Origin of the sequence: Streptomyces sp. NPDC014995 (assembly GCF_043080745.1) — a bacterium.
Taxonomy (GTDB): domain Bacteria; phylum Actinomycetota; class Actinomycetes; order Streptomycetales; family Streptomycetaceae; genus Streptomyces.
This window is the reverse complement of sequence record NZ_JBIBVX010000008.1, coordinates 86660-104498: the sequence shown is the minus strand read 5'-3', so window position 1 is coordinate 104498 and position 17839 is coordinate 86660. Positions and strand designations below refer to the sequence as shown.

Below are 17839 nucleotides of genomic sequence, written 5' to 3'. Positions count from 1 at the left end.
GGGCGCGCGAGCCATGAGCTTGCGGGGACAGCCGGCGTACGAGAGGTCTCTGCACGCCGGCCGCCCGGACACCTTCAACGTATGACACCGCGTGTCACCCCGCAAGGCACTGAGTGCCAGAAATTCCCCTCAGCTGAAATCTTTACGTAACACATGAGCGATGATCGATCGAACGGGCTTGGAAATCCGCGTGAAAAGGGCCCCTGACATGCCAAAACGGCCACCCGGGCGGGTGGCCGTCGTCACAGGGGCGCGGCGGTGCGGAGCGGGCTCAGCGCTCCTTCAGGGCCTGCTCGATGGTCCGCATCACCTCGTGCAGTGGGGCGTCGGTGCGGGCGACCGTCACCAGCACCTCGCCCTGCGCGGAGACCGCGGCCGGCGCCGGCCGCGGGGACGCGGATCCGCCCCGCCCGGCCCCGATGCCCGTCCCGAACGTCTTCCGTACGATCGCGAAGGCGTGGTCGAGCTGCGCCTCGACGTCGCCCTGGCCGCCGGCCCTGAGCCAGCGCCGCAGGACGTGGTTGTGGGCGCTGACCACGGCGGAGGCGGCGACCTCGGCGAGCAGCGGGTCGTCGTTGGCGTCGTCGTCGTGGGCGTGCTCGTCGAAGTGGCCGAGCAGGTAGCGGGTGAAGAGGCGCTCGTAGCGGGCCACCGACGCGATCTCCGCCTCGCGCAGGGTGGGCACCTCGCGCGTGAGCTTGTAGCGGGCGACCGAGATCTCCGGCCGGGCCGCGTACATCTTCATGACTTCCTTGATGCCGCGGCACACGGTGTCGAGCGGGTGCTCGTGCGCGGGAGCCGCGTTCAGCACCGCCTCGGCACGGATCAGCGTGTCGTCGTGGTCGGGGAAGATCGCCTCTTCCTTGGAGCGGAAGTGGCGGAAGAAGGTGCGCCGGGCGACCCCGGCCGCGGCCGCGATCTCGTCGACGGTGGTCGCCTCGTACCCCTTGGTCGCGAACAACTCCATCGCCGCGGCCGCCAGTTCCCGGCGCATCTTGAGCCGTTGGGCCGCCGCGCGGGAGCCTGCGGCACTTTCCGGCGCGTCGGGCGTGGCTGGTGTACGTGAGGACTTGGCGGGCTGGGACATGCCCTGAACGTACTGCATGTGCGCAGCTCGGTGCGCATGTCCGGCCCCTGCCCCGCCCCACGCGGGCGGGGCAGGGGCGGCCGGTTCCAGCAGCCCGCCCCAGTCCTCACCGGCCCGGAACCAGTCGCCGACGCCGTCAGCGGCGGGCATGCTCGCGGAAGCCGCGGCCCGTCTTGCGGCCGAGGCAGCCCGCGGCCACCAGGTGCTCCAGGAGCGGCGCCGGGGCCAGGCCCGGGTCGCGGAACTCGCGGTGCAGGACCTTCTCGATGGCGAGCGAGACGTCGAGCCCGACGACGTCGAGCAGCTCGAAGGGGCCCATGGGGTAGCCGCCGCCCAGCTTCATCGCCGCGTCGATCTCGTCGAGGGAGGCGTAGTGCTCCTGCACCATCTTGATCGCGTTGTTGAGGTACGGGAACAGCAGCGCGTTCACGATGAAGCCCGCGCGGTCACCGCAGTCGACGGCGTGCTTCCTGATCCTGCCGCACACCTCGTGGACCGTCGCGTGGACGTCCTCGCCGGTCAGGACCGTACGGACGACCTCGACCAGCTTCATCGCCGGCGCCGGGTTGAAGAAGTGCATGCCGATCACGTCCTGCGGACGCGAGGTCGCGCGGGCCAGCGCGACCACCGACAGGGAGGAGGTGGTGGTGGCCAGCACCGCGCCCGGCCTGCACACCTTGTCCAGCGCCGCGAACAGCTGCCGCTTGACGTCCAGGTCCTCCGCGACCGCCTCGACCGCGAGGTCGACGTCGGCGAAGGCGTCGTAGGAGCCGGCCGGGGTGATCCGGTCCAGGGTCCGCGCGGCGGACTCCGCGGTCAGCCGCCCCTTGTCGACGGAACGCGCCAGCGACTTGCCGATCCGGGCCTTCGCCGCCTGCGCCTTCTCCTCGCTGCGGGCGGCCAGGACGACGTCGAAGCCCGCCTTGGCGAACACCTCGGCGATGCCCGAGGCCATCGTGCCGGAGCCGGCGACGCCGACCGAGCTCACCGGACGGCCGGGGATCCCGGCGCCCCCGGAAGCAGGCGTCAGGGCGTCGGGCACGACCGTCGCGCTGCCCGGCGCCTCGTAGGTGTAGAAGCCGCGGCCCGTCTTGCGGCCGGTCAGACCGGCCTCGCTGAGCTGCCTGAGGATGGGCGCGGGGGCGTGCAGCCGGTCGTGGGAAGCGGCGTACATGGCCTCCAGGACCGTGCGCGCCGTGTCGATGCCGATCAGGTCGAGCAGGGCGAGCGGGCCCATCGGCAGGCCGCAGCCCAGCCGCATCGCCGCGTCGATGTCCTCGCGGGAGGCGTACCGCGCCTCGTACATCGCGGCCGCCTGGTTGAGGTAGCCGAACAGCAGCCCGTCCGCGACGAAGCCGGGCCGGTCGCCGACCGCGACCGGCTCCTTGCCCAGGTCGAGGGCGAGGTCGGTGACGGCGGTGACGGCGGCGGGCGCGGTCAGCACCGAGGAGACGATCTCGACGAGCTTCATCGCCGGCGCCGGGTTGAAGAAGTGGAGCCCGAGCACCCGCTCGGGCCGCGCCGAGTCGGCGGCGAGCCGGGTGACGGACAGCGCGTTGGTCCCGGTCGCGAGGATCGCCCCGGGACCCACGATCCCGTCCAGCTCGCGGAAGATCTGCTGCTTGATCTCGTACGACTCCGGCGCCACCTCGATGACGAGGTCGGCGTCGGCCGCCGCCCGCAGGTCGGTGGAGGTGCGGACCCGGGCGAGGGCGTCCGCGCGCTCCTGCTCGGTCAGCCGGCCGCGTTCCACGGCACGGGCGGTGGAGGCCTCCAGGGCGGCGACGGACCGCGCGGCCTGGGCCTCGCTGATGTCGATGCCGATCACGTCGCGGCCGGCCTTGGCGAGGACCTCGGTGATACCGGTGCCCATCGTGCCGAGGCCGACGACGGCGATCGTCCGCAGCGGGGACGGGGAGGCGGGGGACAGGGGAGTGGCCATCGCGGGACTCCAGAAATGAGGGTGACGACTGGGAATGCGCCCGGGTGCGCCGAGGGACCTCCGGGGAGGCCTGGGCGCACCGGGTGCGGAAGGGAGTGCGGGTGTTGCCGGGCTACTGGCGCACACGCCCGGGGCCGTCGCTGCGGACGTGCACACGTCCGAGGAACGGTGGGACCGACCGGCCCTGTCCCGAGGCCGGGTCGTACGGGAGGTACTTGGTGTACCGAACCGACTGCTGCTGGACGGCTGCGTCACCAGGCCGTCGCGAGCAGGGGTGCGAGTGGGTAACTCGCTCGTATGAGCTTAACCGGTGGGTAACGAGCGCGCCAGCCCTCGTGTTTGTGACGTAGCTCCCCCGGCGTCGCGCGCGGTCCGGTCTCAGGTGCCGTCGTCGGAGCCGTCCTTGCGGCGGATGTGCAGGTAGACGGTGACGCAGACACCGATGCCGGCCACCCCCACCGACGCCAGGCCGACGTACACGCCGGCGAGGACGGGCCGGCCGGCCACCTGCCCGATGGCGAGGCCGATGGCGCAGAGGCAGCCGGCGACCAGTGTGTAGATGGTGGCCTTGAGGGTGCGGAGGCGGCGGCGCAGTCGTCGGGCGGCGGTGGTGTTCCGTACGGCGGTGGCCCCGCCCGGGGGCGGGGGCTGCCGTTCGGTCTTCTCTTCCGGTGGGATGCCGTGGGTCGCCATCGTCGTGCGCTTTCTGCTCGGGGGGTGGGGGTGTGGCGCCGGATGCCGCCGCTCCGGAACGTGACGGCCGGAGGAGCGGCGGCTCGTGCGGGGCGTCAGCCGGCTAGCGCCTCGGCGCTGTCCAGTGGCGCGACGATGGTCCGGCCGCCACGGGCGGGTGGGCTGGCCGTGGCCTCCTTTCGGCGTGTTCGGGCGGGCGGACGGGCGTCCTGGGCGGGATGCTCACCCGCGGCCGCGACGTCCTCGTGCGCCCCCGGGCCGCTTTTGGGGCGGCCGCACTTCCCGCGGAGCACCTCGGACAGGAAGCACAGGCGGGCGACCGCCTCGCGGGGCAGGTGGCGCAGGGAGAGCAGGGCGCGTCGCGTGAGGGACCCGTCATGGGCGGCCGCGTCGAAGTACAGCGGTGACGCCCACGGAGCCTCCTCGGGCTCGCCCCCCTCGGCCCTGCGCTGGATCTCGGCCTCGATGTCCGCGAAGTACCGGGCATCGTTCTCCAGCCACTCCCCGGGAGTGGGCGGAGCGGCATGGTCGACCAGACGCGCCGTGCGGCGATCCGACGTCGGACGGATCATTCCTTCTCCTTCCTTCTTTCGATCTCTACGTCGAAGAAGCCCGTCTGGAGCTCCTCCACGGAGACGCCGGCGGTCGCCAGGGTGCCGCGGGCCCGGCTCATGAGCTTGCTGGTCCATCCCTCCGAGAGGCCCAGTACCTCGGCGGTTCTGGCGTTGCTCCAGCCCAGGGAGGCGATGAGCCGGTAGACCGCCCGCTCCGACCGCGGCAGGGCGTCGACCTGGACCAGCCACGGCTGGAACTCGTCGTCGACCTGCGGGAGCCGGAAGCCGTACAGGGACACGAGCGGCACGATGTGCACCTCGGACAGGCCCGTGCGGCTCTCGAACTCCTTCCGGTCCCGGGCCGCGAGCCGCAGGGTCTCGTCCATCAGCCGCTCGTAGGCCTCCTCCTCGCGGACGTCGGCCGGCAGCAGGGGCAGGGTCGTGGTGAAGGACTCCAGGGTGAAGGCCGTGACGTTGCAGCGGGGGTCGTCGTAGGCCTCGAACGTGTCGAACCGCACCTTGTGGAACAGACCGCGCATCAGTTCCCCCCGGCGGGACGGATCGAGGGGTCGGGTAGGACTCATAGCTCAGGGCCCTTCGGACAAACGGTGGCGCGCGCCGGCGCCTCGGTGCAGGAGCGCATCCGCTCCGCATCGACGGGTCACATCATCGGGGGAGTGGTCGGAGACCCTTTCCTGTCGCTTCCAGGGCCCGTCTGACGGCTCATTACTTATCAGTAGCAACGCTCTTTGATCGTTCTCGGACAGGCCGCCGCCCACAGCCGCGGACATCGAGGACGCGTCAACGGCAGCCGCTCCGCAGGGCGTTGCGGCGCCGTCGCCGCTGTTGAGGGCGACATAGTACTGACGCCCGAGGCGGTCCCTTTCCGCCTCGGAGATTCGCTCTTGCGAATGATCTGAGTTCGAAAAGACGCCGAACGTGTCCGTCCGTGACCGCAGTTGTGTCCCGCGACGCCGTGTCGTGTTTGTGCCGCACGCCATTGCTGCACGTCACTGCTGCGGACGGGAGCGATTGGGAGGCCTCCCACGGCGGCCGGACGGGGCGGTCGTGCGCAAACCGCCGGCGCCCACCGGAGGAGGTCCGGTGCGCCGTCCGTGCATCCGTGCGCCCGCGCGTGCCCTGTGGCCCCACCGGCCTGCCCTACGCTCGGCACCATGGACGAAGAGTTGCGAGCGCTCACCGAGCGCTTACGGCGGGAGTCGGGCGGCACGGCGGCGTACGAGCGGCTGGCGGACACCACCGACCACGACGAACTGGCGGGCGTGCTCACCGAGCCGGGGCGGCCGCTGTGGGCCCGGGAGCTGGCCGCGTTCCGGCTGGGACTCGCGGGGGACCGGCGCGCCTTCGAGTCGCTCGTCCTGCTGCTCAACCATCGCGACCCACCGCGCTGCGCGTCCGCCGCCCACGCCCTGGCCCGCCTCGGCGACCCGCGCACCGCCCGCGCCGCGGCCGCCCTCGCCACCAACGAACTGCGCGTCGCCTACGCCCTGCACCCGGTACGGCTCCTGGTGGAGCTGCGCGCACCCGAGTCCGTGCCCGCGCTGATCACGACCTTGCAGCGTCGGCTGCGCCCGCACGACCCCTACCGGCGGGTGGCCCTCGCCTGCGTCGACGGCCTCGGCACCCTCGGCGACGGCCGCGCCCGCCCCGTCCTGAACGAGGCCCTCGCCCACCCGGCCCTGGCGGAGGCGGCCGTACGGGCGTTGGCGCGGATCCCCCGGCAGCGGTGAGGCGGGCTGTCGGGTGCGAGGGGGCGACGGCAGGCGGTGGGCCGGTCTCGCCCGGGCGGCGGAGCAGCACCTCGGCACACGTCCCGCGCGCCCCTGACGGAGTCACCCGGCCGACGGACCGACAGGCGCGGGTCCGCCTCCGTGGGCGCGGAAATCGTCAGGCCGTCAAGTCCCGCACGTACCGCACCTCCGGCACGGCGGCCCCCGCCACATCGAAAGGCTCCCGCGCGCCGTCGGCGTGGAAGCCCGCCCGCTCGTAGAAGCGGCGTGCGCGGACGTTCTCCTCGAGGACCCAGAGGTACATGCGCCGGTGGCCGCGGGCCGCGGTACGCCGTACCGCCTCCGCGAGGAGCGCCCGTCCGACGCCGGTGCCGACGCGGGCGGGGTCGACGTAGAGCGCGTACAACTCCGCGTCCCGGGTGCGGTGTGCGCCCTCGCGGTACGGGCCGTGGGCCGCCCAGCCGACCACCTCGCCGGCCTGCTCCGCGACCAGGTCCACCACGCCGCCGTCGCCCTGGGACAGGCGGCCGCGGTGCCGCTCGGCGTCCTCGGTCACGCTGAGCGCGTCGAGGTGGGACTGCGGCATCAGGCCCCGGTAGGCGGTCCGCCAGCCCCGGACACGGATCCCGGAGACGCGGTCGCAGTCGGCGAGCGTCATCTCCCGGACGAGCGGAGCCGTGGGGGAGGCGGCCGGGGGGACCGGGGAGGCCGTCACTCGGCCACCACCGCGAACGCCTCGATCTCCATCAGGAACTCCGGGCGCACCAGCGCGGCGACCTGCACGGCCGAGGCGGCGGGGAGGCGGTCGTCGGGTATGTGCGCGGCACGGGCCGCGCGGATCGCCGGCATGTGGGCCATGTCCGTGACGAAGTAGGTGAGTTTGACGACGTCGTCGAAGGACGCCCCGGCGGCGGCCAGGCAGCGCCGCAGGTTCTCGAAGACCTGGCGGGCCTGGGCCCCGGGGTCGCCCGCGCCGGCCAGCCTGCCGTCCTCGTCGAGGGGGAGCTGGCCGGAGACGGCCACGAAACGGCCGGTGCCCAGGACGACATGGGTGTACTGGGCGGCCGCGGCGACGCCGTCGGGGGCGGGAATCCTGGTCAGCTCACTCATGTGTCCATGGTGGACCACGGGTCGGACACCGCCCCCGGCGGGTGGCCGGGCGGGAGGGGGTTCAGTCGCGGAAGCCGAGCAGCCCGTGCAGGGTCGAGCCGTCGGCCTTGTCCGAGGCGGCCTTCGTGGTCTGCGGCCCGGGGTCGGGCAGCGGGGCGCACACCGCGTCGACCGCGCCGGTGCCGCGCGGCACCGTGCCGTCGGTCAGGTACGCCGCCAGATGCTTGTCCAGGCAGGTGTTCCCGCTCAGTGTGATGCCGTGGTTCCCGCCGCCCTCCTCGACGACGAGGCTCGACCCGCGCAGCAGGGCATGGACCGTCGCACCGCCCTCGTACGGGGTGGCCGCGTCGCCCGTCGCCTGGAACAGCAGGACCGGCGGCAGCTTGCCGTTGGTGACGTTCACCCGATCCAGCGGGCGGGTCGGCCAGAACGCGCACGGCGCGTTGTACCAGGCGTTGTTCCAGGTCATGAACGGCGCCTTCTCGTGCACCGCCCGGTTGTCCGACCGCCACTCGTCCCAGTCGCGCGGCCAGGAGGCGTCACGGCACTGCACCGACGTGTAGACGCTGTAGCCGTTGTCCCCCGGGGCGTCGACCGCGGCGAAGTTCTCGTACGCCTCGACCAGCGGGCCGGCGTCGGCGTCGTTGACGTACGCGGCGAACGCCTCGGCGAGGTAGGGCCAGTAGCCGTTGTAGTAGCCGCCCGGCAGGAAGGTGTCCTCCAGCTCCGCGGCGCCCACCTTGCCGCCCGCCGGCTTCTTCGCCAGTGCCGCCCGCATCGCGTACCACTCGGCCTCGATCTTCCCGGGGTCGGTGCCCAGCCGGTACGTGGCGTCGTGCTTCGCGATCCACGCCATCAGGGCGCGGTGGCGGTCGTTGAAGGCGTAGTCCTGCGCGAGGTTGTCCTCGTACCACACGCCGGTGGGGTCGACGACCGAGTCGAGGACCAGGCGCCGCACCCGCTGCGGGTGGAGCTTGGCGTAGACCGCGCCCAGGTAGGTGCCGTAGGAGTAGCCGAAGTAGTTCAGCTGCTGCGCGCCGACGGCCCGGCGGATCGCGTCCATGTCCCGTACGGCGCTGAGGGTGTTGATGTGCGGCAGTACGCTCGCGTACTTCTTGCCGCAGGCCGCGGCGAAGGACCGGGCGCGCTGGACGTTGGCCCGTTCGATCGCCGCGGTGGCCGGCACCGAGTCGGGGCGCACCGGGGCGAAGTGGCCGGGCCGGCAGTCCAGCGCGGGCGTGCTCTTGCCCACCCCGCGCGGGTCGAAGCCGATGACGTCGTACTGGGCCGCCACCGCCTTCGGCAGCGCCGAGGCGACGTACCCGGCGAGCGTCAGCCCGCTGCCGCCGGGCCCGCCGGGGTTGACCAGCAGCGGCCCCTGGTACGTCTTCGCGGTGTGCGGGACACGGGACAGCGCGAGCGTGATCTGCTCGCCGCCCGGGTCGTCGTGGTCGAGCGGCACCTTCAGGGACGCGCACTGCAACGTCGGGTAGTCGGTGGTGGCGCACGTCTTCCAGGTGAGCTTCGCCGCTCGGGCGGCCTCCGCGGTGTGCGACGGGCTCGCGTCGGCGGGCACGGCGGTGATCGTCCCGGCCACGACGACGGCGGCACCGCACAGCACGGCTGCGCGTTTTCTCATGAGGTCCTCCCAGGACGGAGGTCGATGGACCGCGTGGGTCACGGCCCTCGGCGCATCGTCCCGGAAAGAGAGCTGAGAAGAACGTGTTCTCGCGATAGTTGACCCGATTGGGTCGAGGGATGCCCTCGAACGCTCAGATCAGCGTGAGTTGGGTCGGCCCGGACTCGGCGGGCTCGTCCGCCGGCGCGGGCGGCCGGACCCTGCGGGGCATCTCCGCGCGCGTGGGGCCGATCCCGTACTCCTCGGCCAGGTCGTGGACCTGACGGGTGATCCGGCGCTGGTACCACTTCGGCGCGTAGGCCCCGTCCGCGTACAGCCGCTCGTAGCGGCGCACCAGGTGCGGGTGGTGCTGTCCGAGCCAGGCCATGAACCACTCGCGGGCACCGGGCCGCAGATGGAGCACCAGCGGGGTGACGGAGGTGGCCCCGGCCGCCGCGATCGCCCGTACGGTGTCCCGCAGTTGGGCCGGCCGGTCGCCGAGGAAGGGGACCACCGGCGCCATCAGCACACCGCAGCCGATGCCGTGCTCGCCGAGGGTCCGTACGACGTCCAGACGGCGCTCGGGGGCCGGCGTGCCCGGCTCGACGGTGCGCCACAGCTCCGTGTCGGTGAAGCCGACCGACACGGAGATGCCGACGTCCGTCACCTCGGCGGACTGCTTCAGCAGGTCGAGGTCGCGCAGGATCAGGGTGCCCTTCGTCAGGATCGAGAAGGGGTTCGCGTGGTCGCGCAGGGCGGCCAGGATGCCCGGCATCAGCCGGTAGCGGCCCTCCGCGCGCTGGTAGCAGTCGACGTTGGTGCCCATCGCGACGTGCTCGCCGTGCCAGCGGGGCGAGGCCAGCTGGCGGCGCAGCAGCTCCGGCGCGTTCACCTTGACGACGATCTGGGTGTCGAAGCCGATCCCGGTGTCCAGGTCCAGGTAGCTGTGCGTCCGGCGGGCGAAGCAGTACACGCACGCGTGCGTGCAGCCCCGGTAGGGGTTGACCGTCCACTCGAACGGCATGCGGGAGGCGCCCGGCACCCGGTTGAGGACCGAGCGGGCCCGCACCTCGTGGAAGGTGATCCCGCGGAACTCCGGCGTGTCGAAGGTGCGGGTGGTCACCGCGTCCGCGCCGAACAGGGCCGGGTCCGCCGCCCGGTCGTGACGGGACTCCACCGAGAGGTTCTCCCAGCGCATGACGCCTCCTGTGCCGTGCCGCCGCCGCCCGGCGGGGTAGCGTGGGGCCCACAATAGAACATCTGTTCCCATGATCGTGCGAGGGTCGTGCGAGGGTTCTTTTCGATCGGGCGGCGACCGCTTGCGCAACCCCGATTTGGGCGGCCGGGGACCGGGGTGGTTGGCTTGCCCCCCAACCCGAGGAACCCTTGAGCAACACGGACCTGGAGGAACCCATGGCGCAGGTCGAAGCCACCACCGAGCGGGTCGTCGCGGCGGACCCGGAAGAGGTGTTCGACACGCTCGCCGACTACAGCGGCACGCGCGCGAGGCTGCTGCCCGAGCACTTCAGCGAGTACGAGGTGCGCGAGGGCGGCGACGGCGAGGGCACCCTCGTCCACTGGAAGCTCCAGGCCACCAGCAAGCGCGTCCGCGACTGCCTCCTGGAAGTCACCGAGCCCACCGACGGCGAGCTCGTCGAGAAGGACCGCAACTCCTCCATGGTCACCGTCTGGCGCGTCACCCCGGCCGGCGAGGGCAGGTCCCGGGTCGTCGTGACCACCACCTGGACCGGCGCCGGCGGCATCGGCGGCTTCTTCGAGAAGACCTTCGCCCCCAAGGGCCTCGGCCGTATCTACGACGCGATCCTCGCCAACCTCGCCACCGAGGTCGAGAAGTAACCCACCCGGGTCAACGGGCCGGCGTGCCCCGGCCGTTGCCGCGCCGCACCGGTCCGAGGGGTTGTCACTCCGGGCCGGGGCGGCACCGTGACGCGTCGCGCCTGCGCGGAACCGCCGCTTCACGCGGCCGAAGTGCGGCGGGTGCGGCAGGTGCGACGAGGGAAGCGGCAGGTGGCCGGGACCACTCCGGTGCACCGCGCACCGCACGGCGAACCGCGGAGCACCCCGGCGGCCCCGCCCCGGCGAAGCCCCGCCCCGGAGTTGCCCTGCGTCGGCGAAGCCCCGACTTGGCGAAGCGCCGCGCCGGAGTCGTCCCGCCGTCGAACTCGGCCCGCCCCGGAGTCGTCCCGGCCGCCGAACTCTGCCGGCGCCGGAGTCGTCCCGGCTGCCGAACTCTGCCGGCGCCGGACGCGGTTGGCTTCTTCCGGGGCCTCCTGCTCGCGCTGCCGCCGGCGGCGCTGGAGGGGATGACCGACGCCACCGCCCTGCCGAAGCGCTCGGGACGGCTCATCACCCACACCGGTCGCTACCGGACCCACCCCGTCCCCGGCCGCGCCCTTTGCGGTGCCCGGCATGTGGCCGGGCGCGCCCTTGCCGTGCCCGGCATGCGGCCGGCTGCGTCCTCGGTGGGCCGGACACGTCGGGGGCGGCAGCTCACCGCGGACGGCACCCGGTTGCGGGAGGCACCCGGTGCGGGACGTCAGCACCCCGGTGCGGGCGCCACCGTCACCCTCATCGACGTCCACGGTGAGGCCGTCACCGGCATCCGCAGCGGACGCGAGGGCGGTTACGCCATCACCGTGCCGATGCTCGACGGGTAGACCGCGCCGCCAGTGCGACCGGCTTCTGCCCGGTGCTGTCCCCCCCGTCACCGTGCCGGGCCTCCCGGAGGACCCGACAGGACGTCGGGCTCGCCGGCGAGTGAGGCCGCCGCGATGCCGCGTGGCACGGTCCGCGTCCCCGGGCGGGCGGCTCGTCGGGGACGCGCGTGAGGCTCCTCGGAGCCGCGGGCCGCGTCGTCGACACCCCCACCACGGGCCCCGGCGGGACGTTCGGTTTCGGCGGCCCGGCTTCCGGGGAAACGGCCCGGCCGTGCCCGTCCTCAGGGACGCCGCGGCCGCCCGGGGCGTCGAGCTGACGCTGCTGCCCTTCCAGCCCTACGAGCGGCTGCCCGAGGTGCTGGGCGGTCGCCGTCGCCGCCGGCGGCCACCCGTCGGCCGCCACCGTGCCGCACGTCGCGGGGACGGCCGCACCGGGCCTGACCTGCGACTCCGTCATCAGGTCCGACCGGACACCGGGGCGGGCGCCACCCGGCATCGCCCCGGTGAAACCAATTCCGGAATTGCCGCACATCACGAGCGACGTGCGCCGTACGGTGGTGGCTGCGGGACAGATCTTGCTGAGCTCTGGGGAGAGAGGGCCTGGGCCATGGACCGTGGCACCGAGAGGGACGCACTCCCCGCCCGCGGAGCCGGCGACGACACGGCGGCCGGGCCCGCCGACGCCGGGCGCATACCGCTCGCGGTGGTCGTGGTGGACCGCGAAGGCCTCGTCTCGCACTGGAGCACCGGCGCCCGCCGGCTCTTCGGCGTCCCCAAGGACGCGGCGATCGGCCAGGCCGCGATCGACCTCCTCCCCGTCTCCGGTGCCCTCCCCGAGGTGGACGAGGACCTCCCGTACGACGACTACGGCTACGACGGCCTCGGGCCCGGCCTGGGCAACTCCCTCGACCGCGGACTCGGCTACCCGGCCGCCGGGCGGGCCCGGCTGACCGTCCCGGAGCGGAACCGGGTCGACGTGCTGTGGTGGGCGTACCCGCTCGTCGGGCCCGGCCGTGAGCGGCTGCTCGTGCTGGCCGCCGACGCGGAGGCCCTGCACCGGCCGGAGGAGGGTGACGGTCTGCCGATCGAGCGCATCGCGCCCGGCTTCGCGCTGCACACCGACTTCCCCGGCGCCGAGGAACTCGCCCGCAGGCTGCCCGAGATCCTGCCCAGCATGAGCGTCGGCGAGAGCACCCGCATCGTCTCCCAGGTCCTCGAACTCGGCTACCCCGTCCTGGAGTTCAGCCAGAACGACCGGATGCCCGTCACCCCCGACTGGGGCGTGGCCCGGCGCGCCGAGCGCAGGGCCCGCCGTGAACGGGCCGCCCGCGCCGCCGCCGAGGGCCGGGCGCCCGCCGAGGACCCCGACGACGAGGGCGAGGACCTCGAACACGTGGCCGTCCGCGAGCGCCTCGAGTTCCTCAACGAGGTCAGCGGGAAGATCGGCACCTCCCTCGACCTCTCCCGCACCATCGTCGAGGTCAGCAAGGCCGTCGTCCCCCGCTTCACCGACGTCGCCGGCACCTACCTGCGCGAACAGGTCGTCGCCGGCGAGGGCTTCCCCGAGGGCGTGCCCGACACGACGACCATGTGGCACCGGGTCGCCGTCGAGCACACCGACGAACCCGGCCGCTGGGACGACGTCGTCCCCGTCGGCGAGGCCATGCCCTTCCCGGCGCACACCCCGTTCTTCCAGTGCATGACCACGGGCGAACCCGTCCTCGTGCCGCGCATCAGCGACCAGCTGGGCCACGCCATCGCCTCGCAGTTCGAGAAGCGCGACATCCGGCCCCTGATCACGGGCCGCTCCATGCTCGTCGTCCCGCTCAAGGCCCGCAACGTCGTCCTCGGCTTCATGATCCTGCTGCGCCACCCCGAGCGCGCCGAGTTCAACGACATGGACCGGGTCACCGGCGCCGAACTCGCCGCCCGCGCGGGCCTCGTGCTCGACAACGCGCGCATGTACACCTACCAGGAGAGCGTCGCCGAAACCCTCCAGGACAGCATGCTGCCGCACATCCCGCCGCGCATGGCGGGCTGCGACATCGCCACCCGCTATCTGCCGGGCACCCTGCTCGGACGCGTCGGCGGCGACTGGTTCGACTCCGTCAAACTGCCCGGCGCCCGCACCGCCCTCGTCGTCGGCGACGTCATGGGCCACGGCCTCAACTCGGCGGCGATGATGGGGCAGTTGCGCACCGCCGTACAGACCATGGCCGCCCTCGACCTGCCGCCCGCGCAGCTCCTGCGCAACCTCGACGACCTCGCCCAGCGCCTCGGCGACACCTACCTCGCGACCTGCCTGTACGCCGTCTACGACCCCATCGCGAGCGAACTCCTCCTCGCCAACGCGGGGCACATCCCACCGGTGCTGGTCCGCGCCGACGACGGCCGCAGCGAACTGCTCGACCTGCCCACGGGCGCGCCGATCGGCGTCGGCGGGGTGCCCTTCGAGGCGGTACGCGTGCGCGTGGAGCCCGGCGACCGGCTCGTGATGTGCACCGACGGTCTCGTCGAGGTGCGCGGCGAGGACATCGGCGCGGGCCTCGCCACACTGTGCGAGTCCGCCGCCCACCCGGCCGCCTCCATGGACGACGCCTGCGACACCATCATCCGCGCCCTCGCCGCGACCTTCTCGGAAGCCGGCCGCGGGGGCCGCAAGGACGACGTGGCCCTGCTCATGGCCCGCCTCAACGGCATCGCACCCGACGACGTCGCCGAGTGGACCTTCCCCCTCGACCCGCTCCAGGCCGGCCGGGCCCGCGCGGTGGTCCGCGAACAGCTCCACCACTGGGGGCTGCCCCGGCTCGCGTACTCCGCCGAGCTGATGGCCGGCGAACTGGTCACCAACGCCGTACGGCACTCCCACAGCCGGCCCGTCACCCTGCGGCTCGTCCGCGGGGAGACCCTGCTGTGCGAGGTGGACGACGACGACCACGAACTGCCGACCCTGCTGAACGCCGGTCCCGGCGACGAGTTCGGACGCGGGCTGCGCGTGGTGAGCACGCTGGCCCGCGCGTGGGGCACCAGCCGAACCGGCGACGGCAAGTCCGTCTGGTTCGAACTGACGCTGCCGAGGCGCTGAGCAGGGCCCGCCACGGCGTACGCCTCTCGAACGGGGCGTGAAGGAACGCGCGCCGCGCTTGTCCGTACCATCGGGGAGCGATACACCGTACTGGCCCGTCACTCACGACGGATCGGCGTCGCACCCTGGGGAGTTGGGCATGAGCGTGACGAGTCGGTACCGGGAGGCCTGGGAGGGTTTCTGGCGGGAGGCCCCCGAGGAGGCCGGCGCGGTGTTCTGGGACGCGGACCCCGCGGTGACCGCCGCCCGCCACCTCGCCTTCTTCGAGCCCCGCCTCGTCGACCCCGGGCTGCCGCTGATCGACCTCGGCTGCGGCAACGGCACCCAGACCCGCTTCCTCGCCGACCGCTTCCCGCACGTCCTCGGCACCGACCTGGCCGCCGCCGCCCTCGACCGCGCCCGTCGCGCCGACCCCGCCGGGCAGGCGACGTACCGGCAGCTGGACGCGGCCGGGAAGGGCGAGACCGAGGCGCTGCACGCCGAACTCGGCGACACCAACGTCTACATGAGGGGCGTCCTGCACCAGTGCGAGCCCCACGACCGGCAGCCGCTGGTGGACGGGATCGCCGCGCTCCTCGGCGACCGGGGCCGGGCCTTCCTCGTCGAACTGTCGGAGGCCGCCCGCCCCGTCCTGAGCGGTCTCGTCCGCAACCCCGACGGGCCGCCCCCGAAGCTCGCGCCGGTCTTCCGGCACGGCATCGCCCCCGGCGAGGTCGCCGACGACGCGGTGCCCGTGTACCTGGGCGCCGCCGGACTCACCGTCCTCGCCTCCGGTGACCTCCCGCTCACCACCACCGAGTTCCTGCCCGGCGGCACCCGGATCGAGCTGCCGTCGAAGTGGTTCCTGGCCGGCCGGGAGGTATGAGCACGGTCACGTCGCGAAGCGGCTCCTTCACCGCCACACGCGGGGCGGCCCGCCGGGTCAGGGGGTGAACCGGTCCCCGTTCGGGTCGCGCCCGATCAATCGGCTCCCTCGGCTTCCAGGCACCCCCACACGGCACGCCACTCCCGGAACGCGCCCGTCCTGTCGAGGGCGTTGAAGACCCGGCCCTGGCCGCGGGTGCCGCCGCGCGGCGGCGGGACGGGGATCCTGCCGAGCAGGCCGGCGTCCCACTTCCGCGAGCGCAGGTACCGGGTGGCCGCGAAGGTGTCGAGTTCCATCCGGCGGAAGCCGTCCAGGACCGGGAGCGTCGCGTAGACGTCGGGGCTGGGCACGAGATGGCCGAGACCGGACAGCGCCGCCGCCGCGTTGTCGTCGCTCACCTCGACGGCCGGAATGCCCCCGCCGCCGAGGAAGGCGATCCACAGGGCCAGCTGGGTGGTCTCCGGACCGTCGGCCTGCGCGGTGACCTCCGTCAGCCGCAGCAACTCGTGGTAGCTGCCGAGCACGGCCCCCAGGCTCAACCGCTCCTCGGGGATGGGCGGGCCCGCCCGGTCCGCACGGCTCCCGGTGAGGTCGTCGACGGTGGCGAGCCGGGCCAGGAGGGCGGTGTACGCGCCCAGTTGGACGCGCAGGTACAGGCGGGTCGTCTGCACCAGCCAGCGGCGCGTGCTGATGCCCGGCCGGTCGGCCTCGTCCTCCGTCCACCAGGTCTTCGTCCGGGGCAGGGGGCGGGCCGCGGCGAGCCTCTCCAACTGGTGCCGGGTCTTCGCGGCCCAGTGGTGGGCGTGGCGGGCGTGGACCCAGGCGGGCGTGGCGAACCGGTCGCCGTGGGTGAGCGCGTCCTCCAGCCATTTCACCCAGATGCCGGTGATGCAGAGCGAGTGCTGGTGTCCCGCCTCCAGCAGTTCCAGCTCGTCGCCGACGAGGGCGGCCCGACGCACGTTCTGGAGGTCGAAGTGGCCGAGCATGGCCCAGTGCAGGGCCGTGTGCCGCTGCCCGTTCTTGTTGGCCGCGACGGCTTTCCCCCGGTGGCGGTGGGTGGCGTAGCCCGGGTGGGAACCGGTGGGGAAGCGGGCGACCACCTGCTGGAGCCGGTCGAGCAGGCCCGCCTGTCCGGTGGCCCTGCCGGAGTAGTGGACGGCGTCCCACTCGACGCTCTGGTCGGCGCGCGCCAGCGCCCGCCGTTCGTGCTCGGAGAGCACCCCGTCGACCGGGCCCAGCACACGGCGGTGGGCGATGTACTGCTTGATGGCCACGGACCGGATGCCGGGCTGGTCGCGGGAGAGCGTGGCGTCCTCGCACAGGGTGCGGACGGTGACCGGGCCGTCCAGCTCGTCCCAGTCGGCGGAGAGGTCGCCGGCCCGGTCGGGGGTCGTCCGGGGCGGGGCGACCATGGCGTGCAGGGCCTTCATCTCGGCCGGCGAGAGCGCCGTTCGCAGACCGTGCCCGGTACCTGTGCGGGCGGTGCGGCCGAGGATCGTCGTGGCGACGTGCGAGGCGACCTCGCCCACCAGCAGGCCGGGGGAGGCGGTGAGCCGGTGGAAGGCCAGCGCGAGCGCGGCGGCCGCCGCCTCCCGGAACAGGTCGGCGCCCTTGAAGGCGGACGGACGGGCCAGGAGGGCGGGCGAGCCGGTGGCTCCCAGGAACAGGGTGGACGGCCGCCACGCGGCGACGACGTCGTGCTGGAGGAAGCTGCGCGCCCGGACCCCGTTCTTCAGCCCCGGCACGACGACCGTCCCGCCCGCCTGCCGTACGAACCGGGTCAGATCCAGGTACCGGTCCGCCTCCCGCAGCGCCCACGCGCGGCCGATCAGCGTCAGCGTTTCGGGGGTGACGGCCGCGCGGCCCTGCGCGGACAGCCGGTCCATGACGCGTTCCGCCGCGTCCGCCAGGACGCGCAGATCCCACGGCGGCGGCCAGCCGGCCGGCTCGTCCGACCAGTACGGGTAGTCCTCCGCGGGCAGGGCCAGACGGTCGCGGCCCGCCCCGGCCCACTCCCGGTCGCACCAGTGCTGTACGGCCGCCAGGGCGACGGACGCGATCTTGCCGCGCCAGGCGGCGACGTTGCCGCTGTCCGTACGCCGCTCGCCGCCCTCCGCCAGACGGTCCGGCACGGGATAGTGGGCGAGGCCGGCGGCCGCCCGCACCGACGCGGCGACGGCCTGCGCCGTGTGCCCCTTGCGCAGGCCCGCCGTGTCACCCCGGCGCACGAAGTCGCTCACCGCGTGGTCCAGGCACTGCCGCACCCGGTGGAGGCCGTCCGCGCGCCAGCCGCGCCGGTCGAGCAGCCCGATCGCGCACGGCCCCAGCCCGGCCAGATCCGCCGCCGCGAGCCCCTTGCCCGCCATCAGGTCCTCGAAGACCCGCATCAGCCGCACCGTGTGATCGGGCGTCACCCGCCCCGCGGCCGGTAAGAGGTCCCGGTGTTCCCCCGCCAT

General features: G+C 73.6%; 15 protein-coding genes. 5 read left to right on the top strand and 10 right to left on the bottom strand.

Annotated features, from left to right (window positions below; translation table 11 throughout):
* Positions 1–271: 271 nt before the first annotated feature.
* From ACF1A1_RS17955 to ACF1A1_RS17935, 5 genes are all read right to left on the bottom strand, one after another.
* Complete coding sequence (locus ACF1A1_RS17955; RefSeq protein WP_392000856.1) at positions 272–1087, bottom strand: TetR family transcriptional regulator; 816 nt, start codon at positions 1085–1087, stop codon at positions 272–274.
* 136 nt (positions 1088–1223) lie between these two features.
* Positions 1224–3029: a 3-hydroxyacyl-CoA dehydrogenase family protein gene (locus tag ACF1A1_RS17950; protein ID WP_392000855.1), complete on the bottom strand. Its 1806-nt coding sequence runs from the start codon at positions 3027–3029 to the stop codon at positions 1224–1226.
* A gap of 378 nt (positions 3030–3407) precedes the next feature.
* Positions 3408–3722: a hypothetical protein gene (locus tag ACF1A1_RS17945; RefSeq protein WP_392000854.1), complete on the bottom strand. Its 315-nt coding sequence runs from the start codon at positions 3720–3722 to the stop codon at positions 3408–3410.
* A gap of 95 nt (positions 3723–3817) precedes the next feature.
* Complete coding sequence (locus ACF1A1_RS17940; protein WP_392000852.1) at positions 3818–4294, bottom strand: hypothetical protein; 477 nt, start codon at positions 4292–4294, stop codon at positions 3818–3820.
* Positions 4291–4860 carry a sigma factor-like helix-turn-helix DNA-binding protein gene (locus tag ACF1A1_RS17935; RefSeq protein WP_392000850.1) on the bottom strand — a complete coding sequence of 190 codons (570 nt, stop codon included), beginning with the start codon at positions 4858–4860 and terminating at the stop codon, positions 4291–4293. Before ACF1A1_RS17935 ends, ACF1A1_RS17940 begins: the two co-directional genes overlap by 4 nt.
* 591 nt (positions 4861–5451) lie before the next feature.
* Between ACF1A1_RS17935 and ACF1A1_RS17930 the strand changes: the two genes are divergently transcribed.
* Positions 5452–6027 carry an adenylosuccinate lyase gene (locus tag ACF1A1_RS17930; protein ID WP_392000849.1) on the top strand — a complete coding sequence of 192 codons (576 nt, stop codon included), beginning with the start codon at positions 5452–5454 and terminating at the stop codon, positions 6025–6027.
* Positions 6028–6184: 157 nt separating this feature from the next.
* On the opposite strand, the gene ACF1A1_RS17925 is transcribed toward ACF1A1_RS17930, so the two are convergent.
* The 4 genes from ACF1A1_RS17925 to ACF1A1_RS17910 form a co-directional block, all read right to left on the bottom strand.
* Positions 6185–6685, bottom strand: coding sequence for a GNAT family N-acetyltransferase (locus ACF1A1_RS17925; RefSeq protein ID WP_392001129.1), 501 nt, complete (start codon positions 6683–6685; stop codon positions 6185–6187).
* Between the two features lie 53 nt (positions 6686–6738).
* Positions 6739–7137, bottom strand: coding sequence for a RidA family protein (locus ACF1A1_RS17920; protein WP_392000848.1), 399 nt, complete (start codon positions 7135–7137; stop codon positions 6739–6741).
* A 61-nt stretch (positions 7138–7198) separates the two neighbouring features.
* Positions 7199–8776, bottom strand: coding sequence for an alpha/beta hydrolase (locus ACF1A1_RS17915; RefSeq protein ID WP_392000847.1), 1578 nt, complete (start codon positions 8774–8776; stop codon positions 7199–7201).
* A gap of 133 nt (positions 8777–8909) precedes the next feature.
* Positions 8910–9953 carry an Rv2578c family radical SAM protein gene (locus ACF1A1_RS17910; protein WP_392000846.1) on the bottom strand — a complete coding sequence of 348 codons (1044 nt, stop codon included), beginning with the start codon at positions 9951–9953 and terminating at the stop codon, positions 8910–8912.
* Positions 9954–10168: 215 nt separating this feature from the next.
* On the opposite strand from ACF1A1_RS17910, the gene ACF1A1_RS17905 reads away from it, so the two are divergent.
* The 4 genes from ACF1A1_RS17905 (at position 10169) to ACF1A1_RS17890 (ending at position 15383) form a co-directional block, all read left to right on the top strand.
* Entirely contained in the window at positions 10169–10612 is a 444-nt protein-coding gene (locus tag ACF1A1_RS17905; protein ID WP_392001128.1) for an SRPBCC family protein, read from the top strand.
* Positions 10613–10899: 287 nt separating this feature from the next.
* Positions 10900–11433 (top strand): hypothetical protein, encoded by a 534-nt coding sequence (locus ACF1A1_RS17900; protein WP_392000844.1) that lies wholly within the window; start codon positions 10900–10902, stop codon positions 11431–11433.
* A 607-nt stretch (positions 11434–12040) separates the two neighbouring features.
* Positions 12041–14518: a SpoIIE family protein phosphatase gene (locus tag ACF1A1_RS17895; RefSeq protein ID WP_392000842.1), complete on the top strand. Its 2478-nt coding sequence runs from the start codon at positions 12041–12043 to the stop codon at positions 14516–14518.
* 139 nt (positions 14519–14657) lie between these two features.
* Entirely contained in the window at positions 14658–15383 is a 726-nt protein-coding gene (locus ACF1A1_RS17890) for a class I SAM-dependent methyltransferase (RefSeq protein WP_392000841.1), read from the top strand.
* Positions 15384–15478: 95 nt separating this feature from the next.
* Here the strand turns inward: ACF1A1_RS17890 and ACF1A1_RS17885 are convergent, their stop codons facing one another.
* A complete protein-coding gene (locus tag ACF1A1_RS17885; protein WP_392000840.1) occupies positions 15479–17839 on the bottom strand; it encodes a hypothetical protein in 2361 nt (786 codons plus the stop codon).

What these genes read in the sequence shown, in the direction of transcription:
- ACF1A1_RS17955 (WP_392000856.1), bottom strand. Translation starts at nt 1,087, where the DNA reads ATGTCCCAGCCCGCCAAGTCCTCACGTACACCAGCCACGCCCGACGCG.
- ACF1A1_RS17950 (WP_392000855.1), bottom strand. Translation starts at nt 3,029, where the DNA reads ATGGCCACTCCCCTGTCCCCCGCCTCCCCGTCCCCGCTGCGGACGATC.
- ACF1A1_RS17945 (WP_392000854.1), bottom strand. Translation starts at nt 3,722, where the DNA reads ATGGCGACCCACGGCATCCCACCGGAAGAGAAGACCGAACGGCAGCCC.
- ACF1A1_RS17940 (WP_392000852.1), bottom strand. Translation starts at nt 4,294, where the DNA reads ATGATCCGTCCGACGTCGGATCGCCGCACGGCGCGTCTGGTCGACCAT.
- ACF1A1_RS17935 (WP_392000850.1), bottom strand. Translation starts at nt 4,860, where the DNA reads ATGAGTCCTACCCGACCCCTCGATCCGTCCCGCCGGGGGGAACTGATG.
- ACF1A1_RS17930 (WP_392000849.1), top strand. Translation starts at nt 5,452, where the DNA reads ATGGACGAAGAGTTGCGAGCGCTCACCGAGCGCTTACGGCGGGAGTCG.
- ACF1A1_RS17925 (WP_392001129.1), bottom strand. Translation starts at nt 6,685, where the DNA reads ATGACGCTCGCCGACTGCGACCGCGTCTCCGGGATCCGTGTCCGGGGC.
- ACF1A1_RS17920 (WP_392000848.1), bottom strand. Translation starts at nt 7,137, where the DNA reads ATGAGTGAGCTGACCAGGATTCCCGCCCCCGACGGCGTCGCCGCGGCC.
- ACF1A1_RS17915 (WP_392000847.1), bottom strand. Translation starts at nt 8,776, where the DNA reads ATGAGAAAACGCGCAGCCGTGCTGTGCGGTGCCGCCGTCGTCGTGGCC.
- ACF1A1_RS17910 (WP_392000846.1), bottom strand. Translation starts at nt 9,953, where the DNA reads ATGCGCTGGGAGAACCTCTCGGTGGAGTCCCGTCACGACCGGGCGGCG.
- ACF1A1_RS17905 (WP_392001128.1), top strand. Translation starts at nt 10,169, where the DNA reads ATGGCGCAGGTCGAAGCCACCACCGAGCGGGTCGTCGCGGCGGACCCG.
- ACF1A1_RS17895 (WP_392000842.1), top strand. Translation starts at nt 12,041, where the DNA reads ATGGACCGTGGCACCGAGAGGGACGCACTCCCCGCCCGCGGAGCCGGC.
- ACF1A1_RS17890 (WP_392000841.1), top strand. Translation starts at nt 14,658, where the DNA reads ATGAGCGTGACGAGTCGGTACCGGGAGGCCTGGGAGGGTTTCTGGCGG.
- ACF1A1_RS17885 (WP_392000840.1), bottom strand. Translation starts at nt 17,839, where the DNA reads ATGGCGGGGGAACACCGGGACCTCTTACCGGCCGCGGGGCGGGTGACG.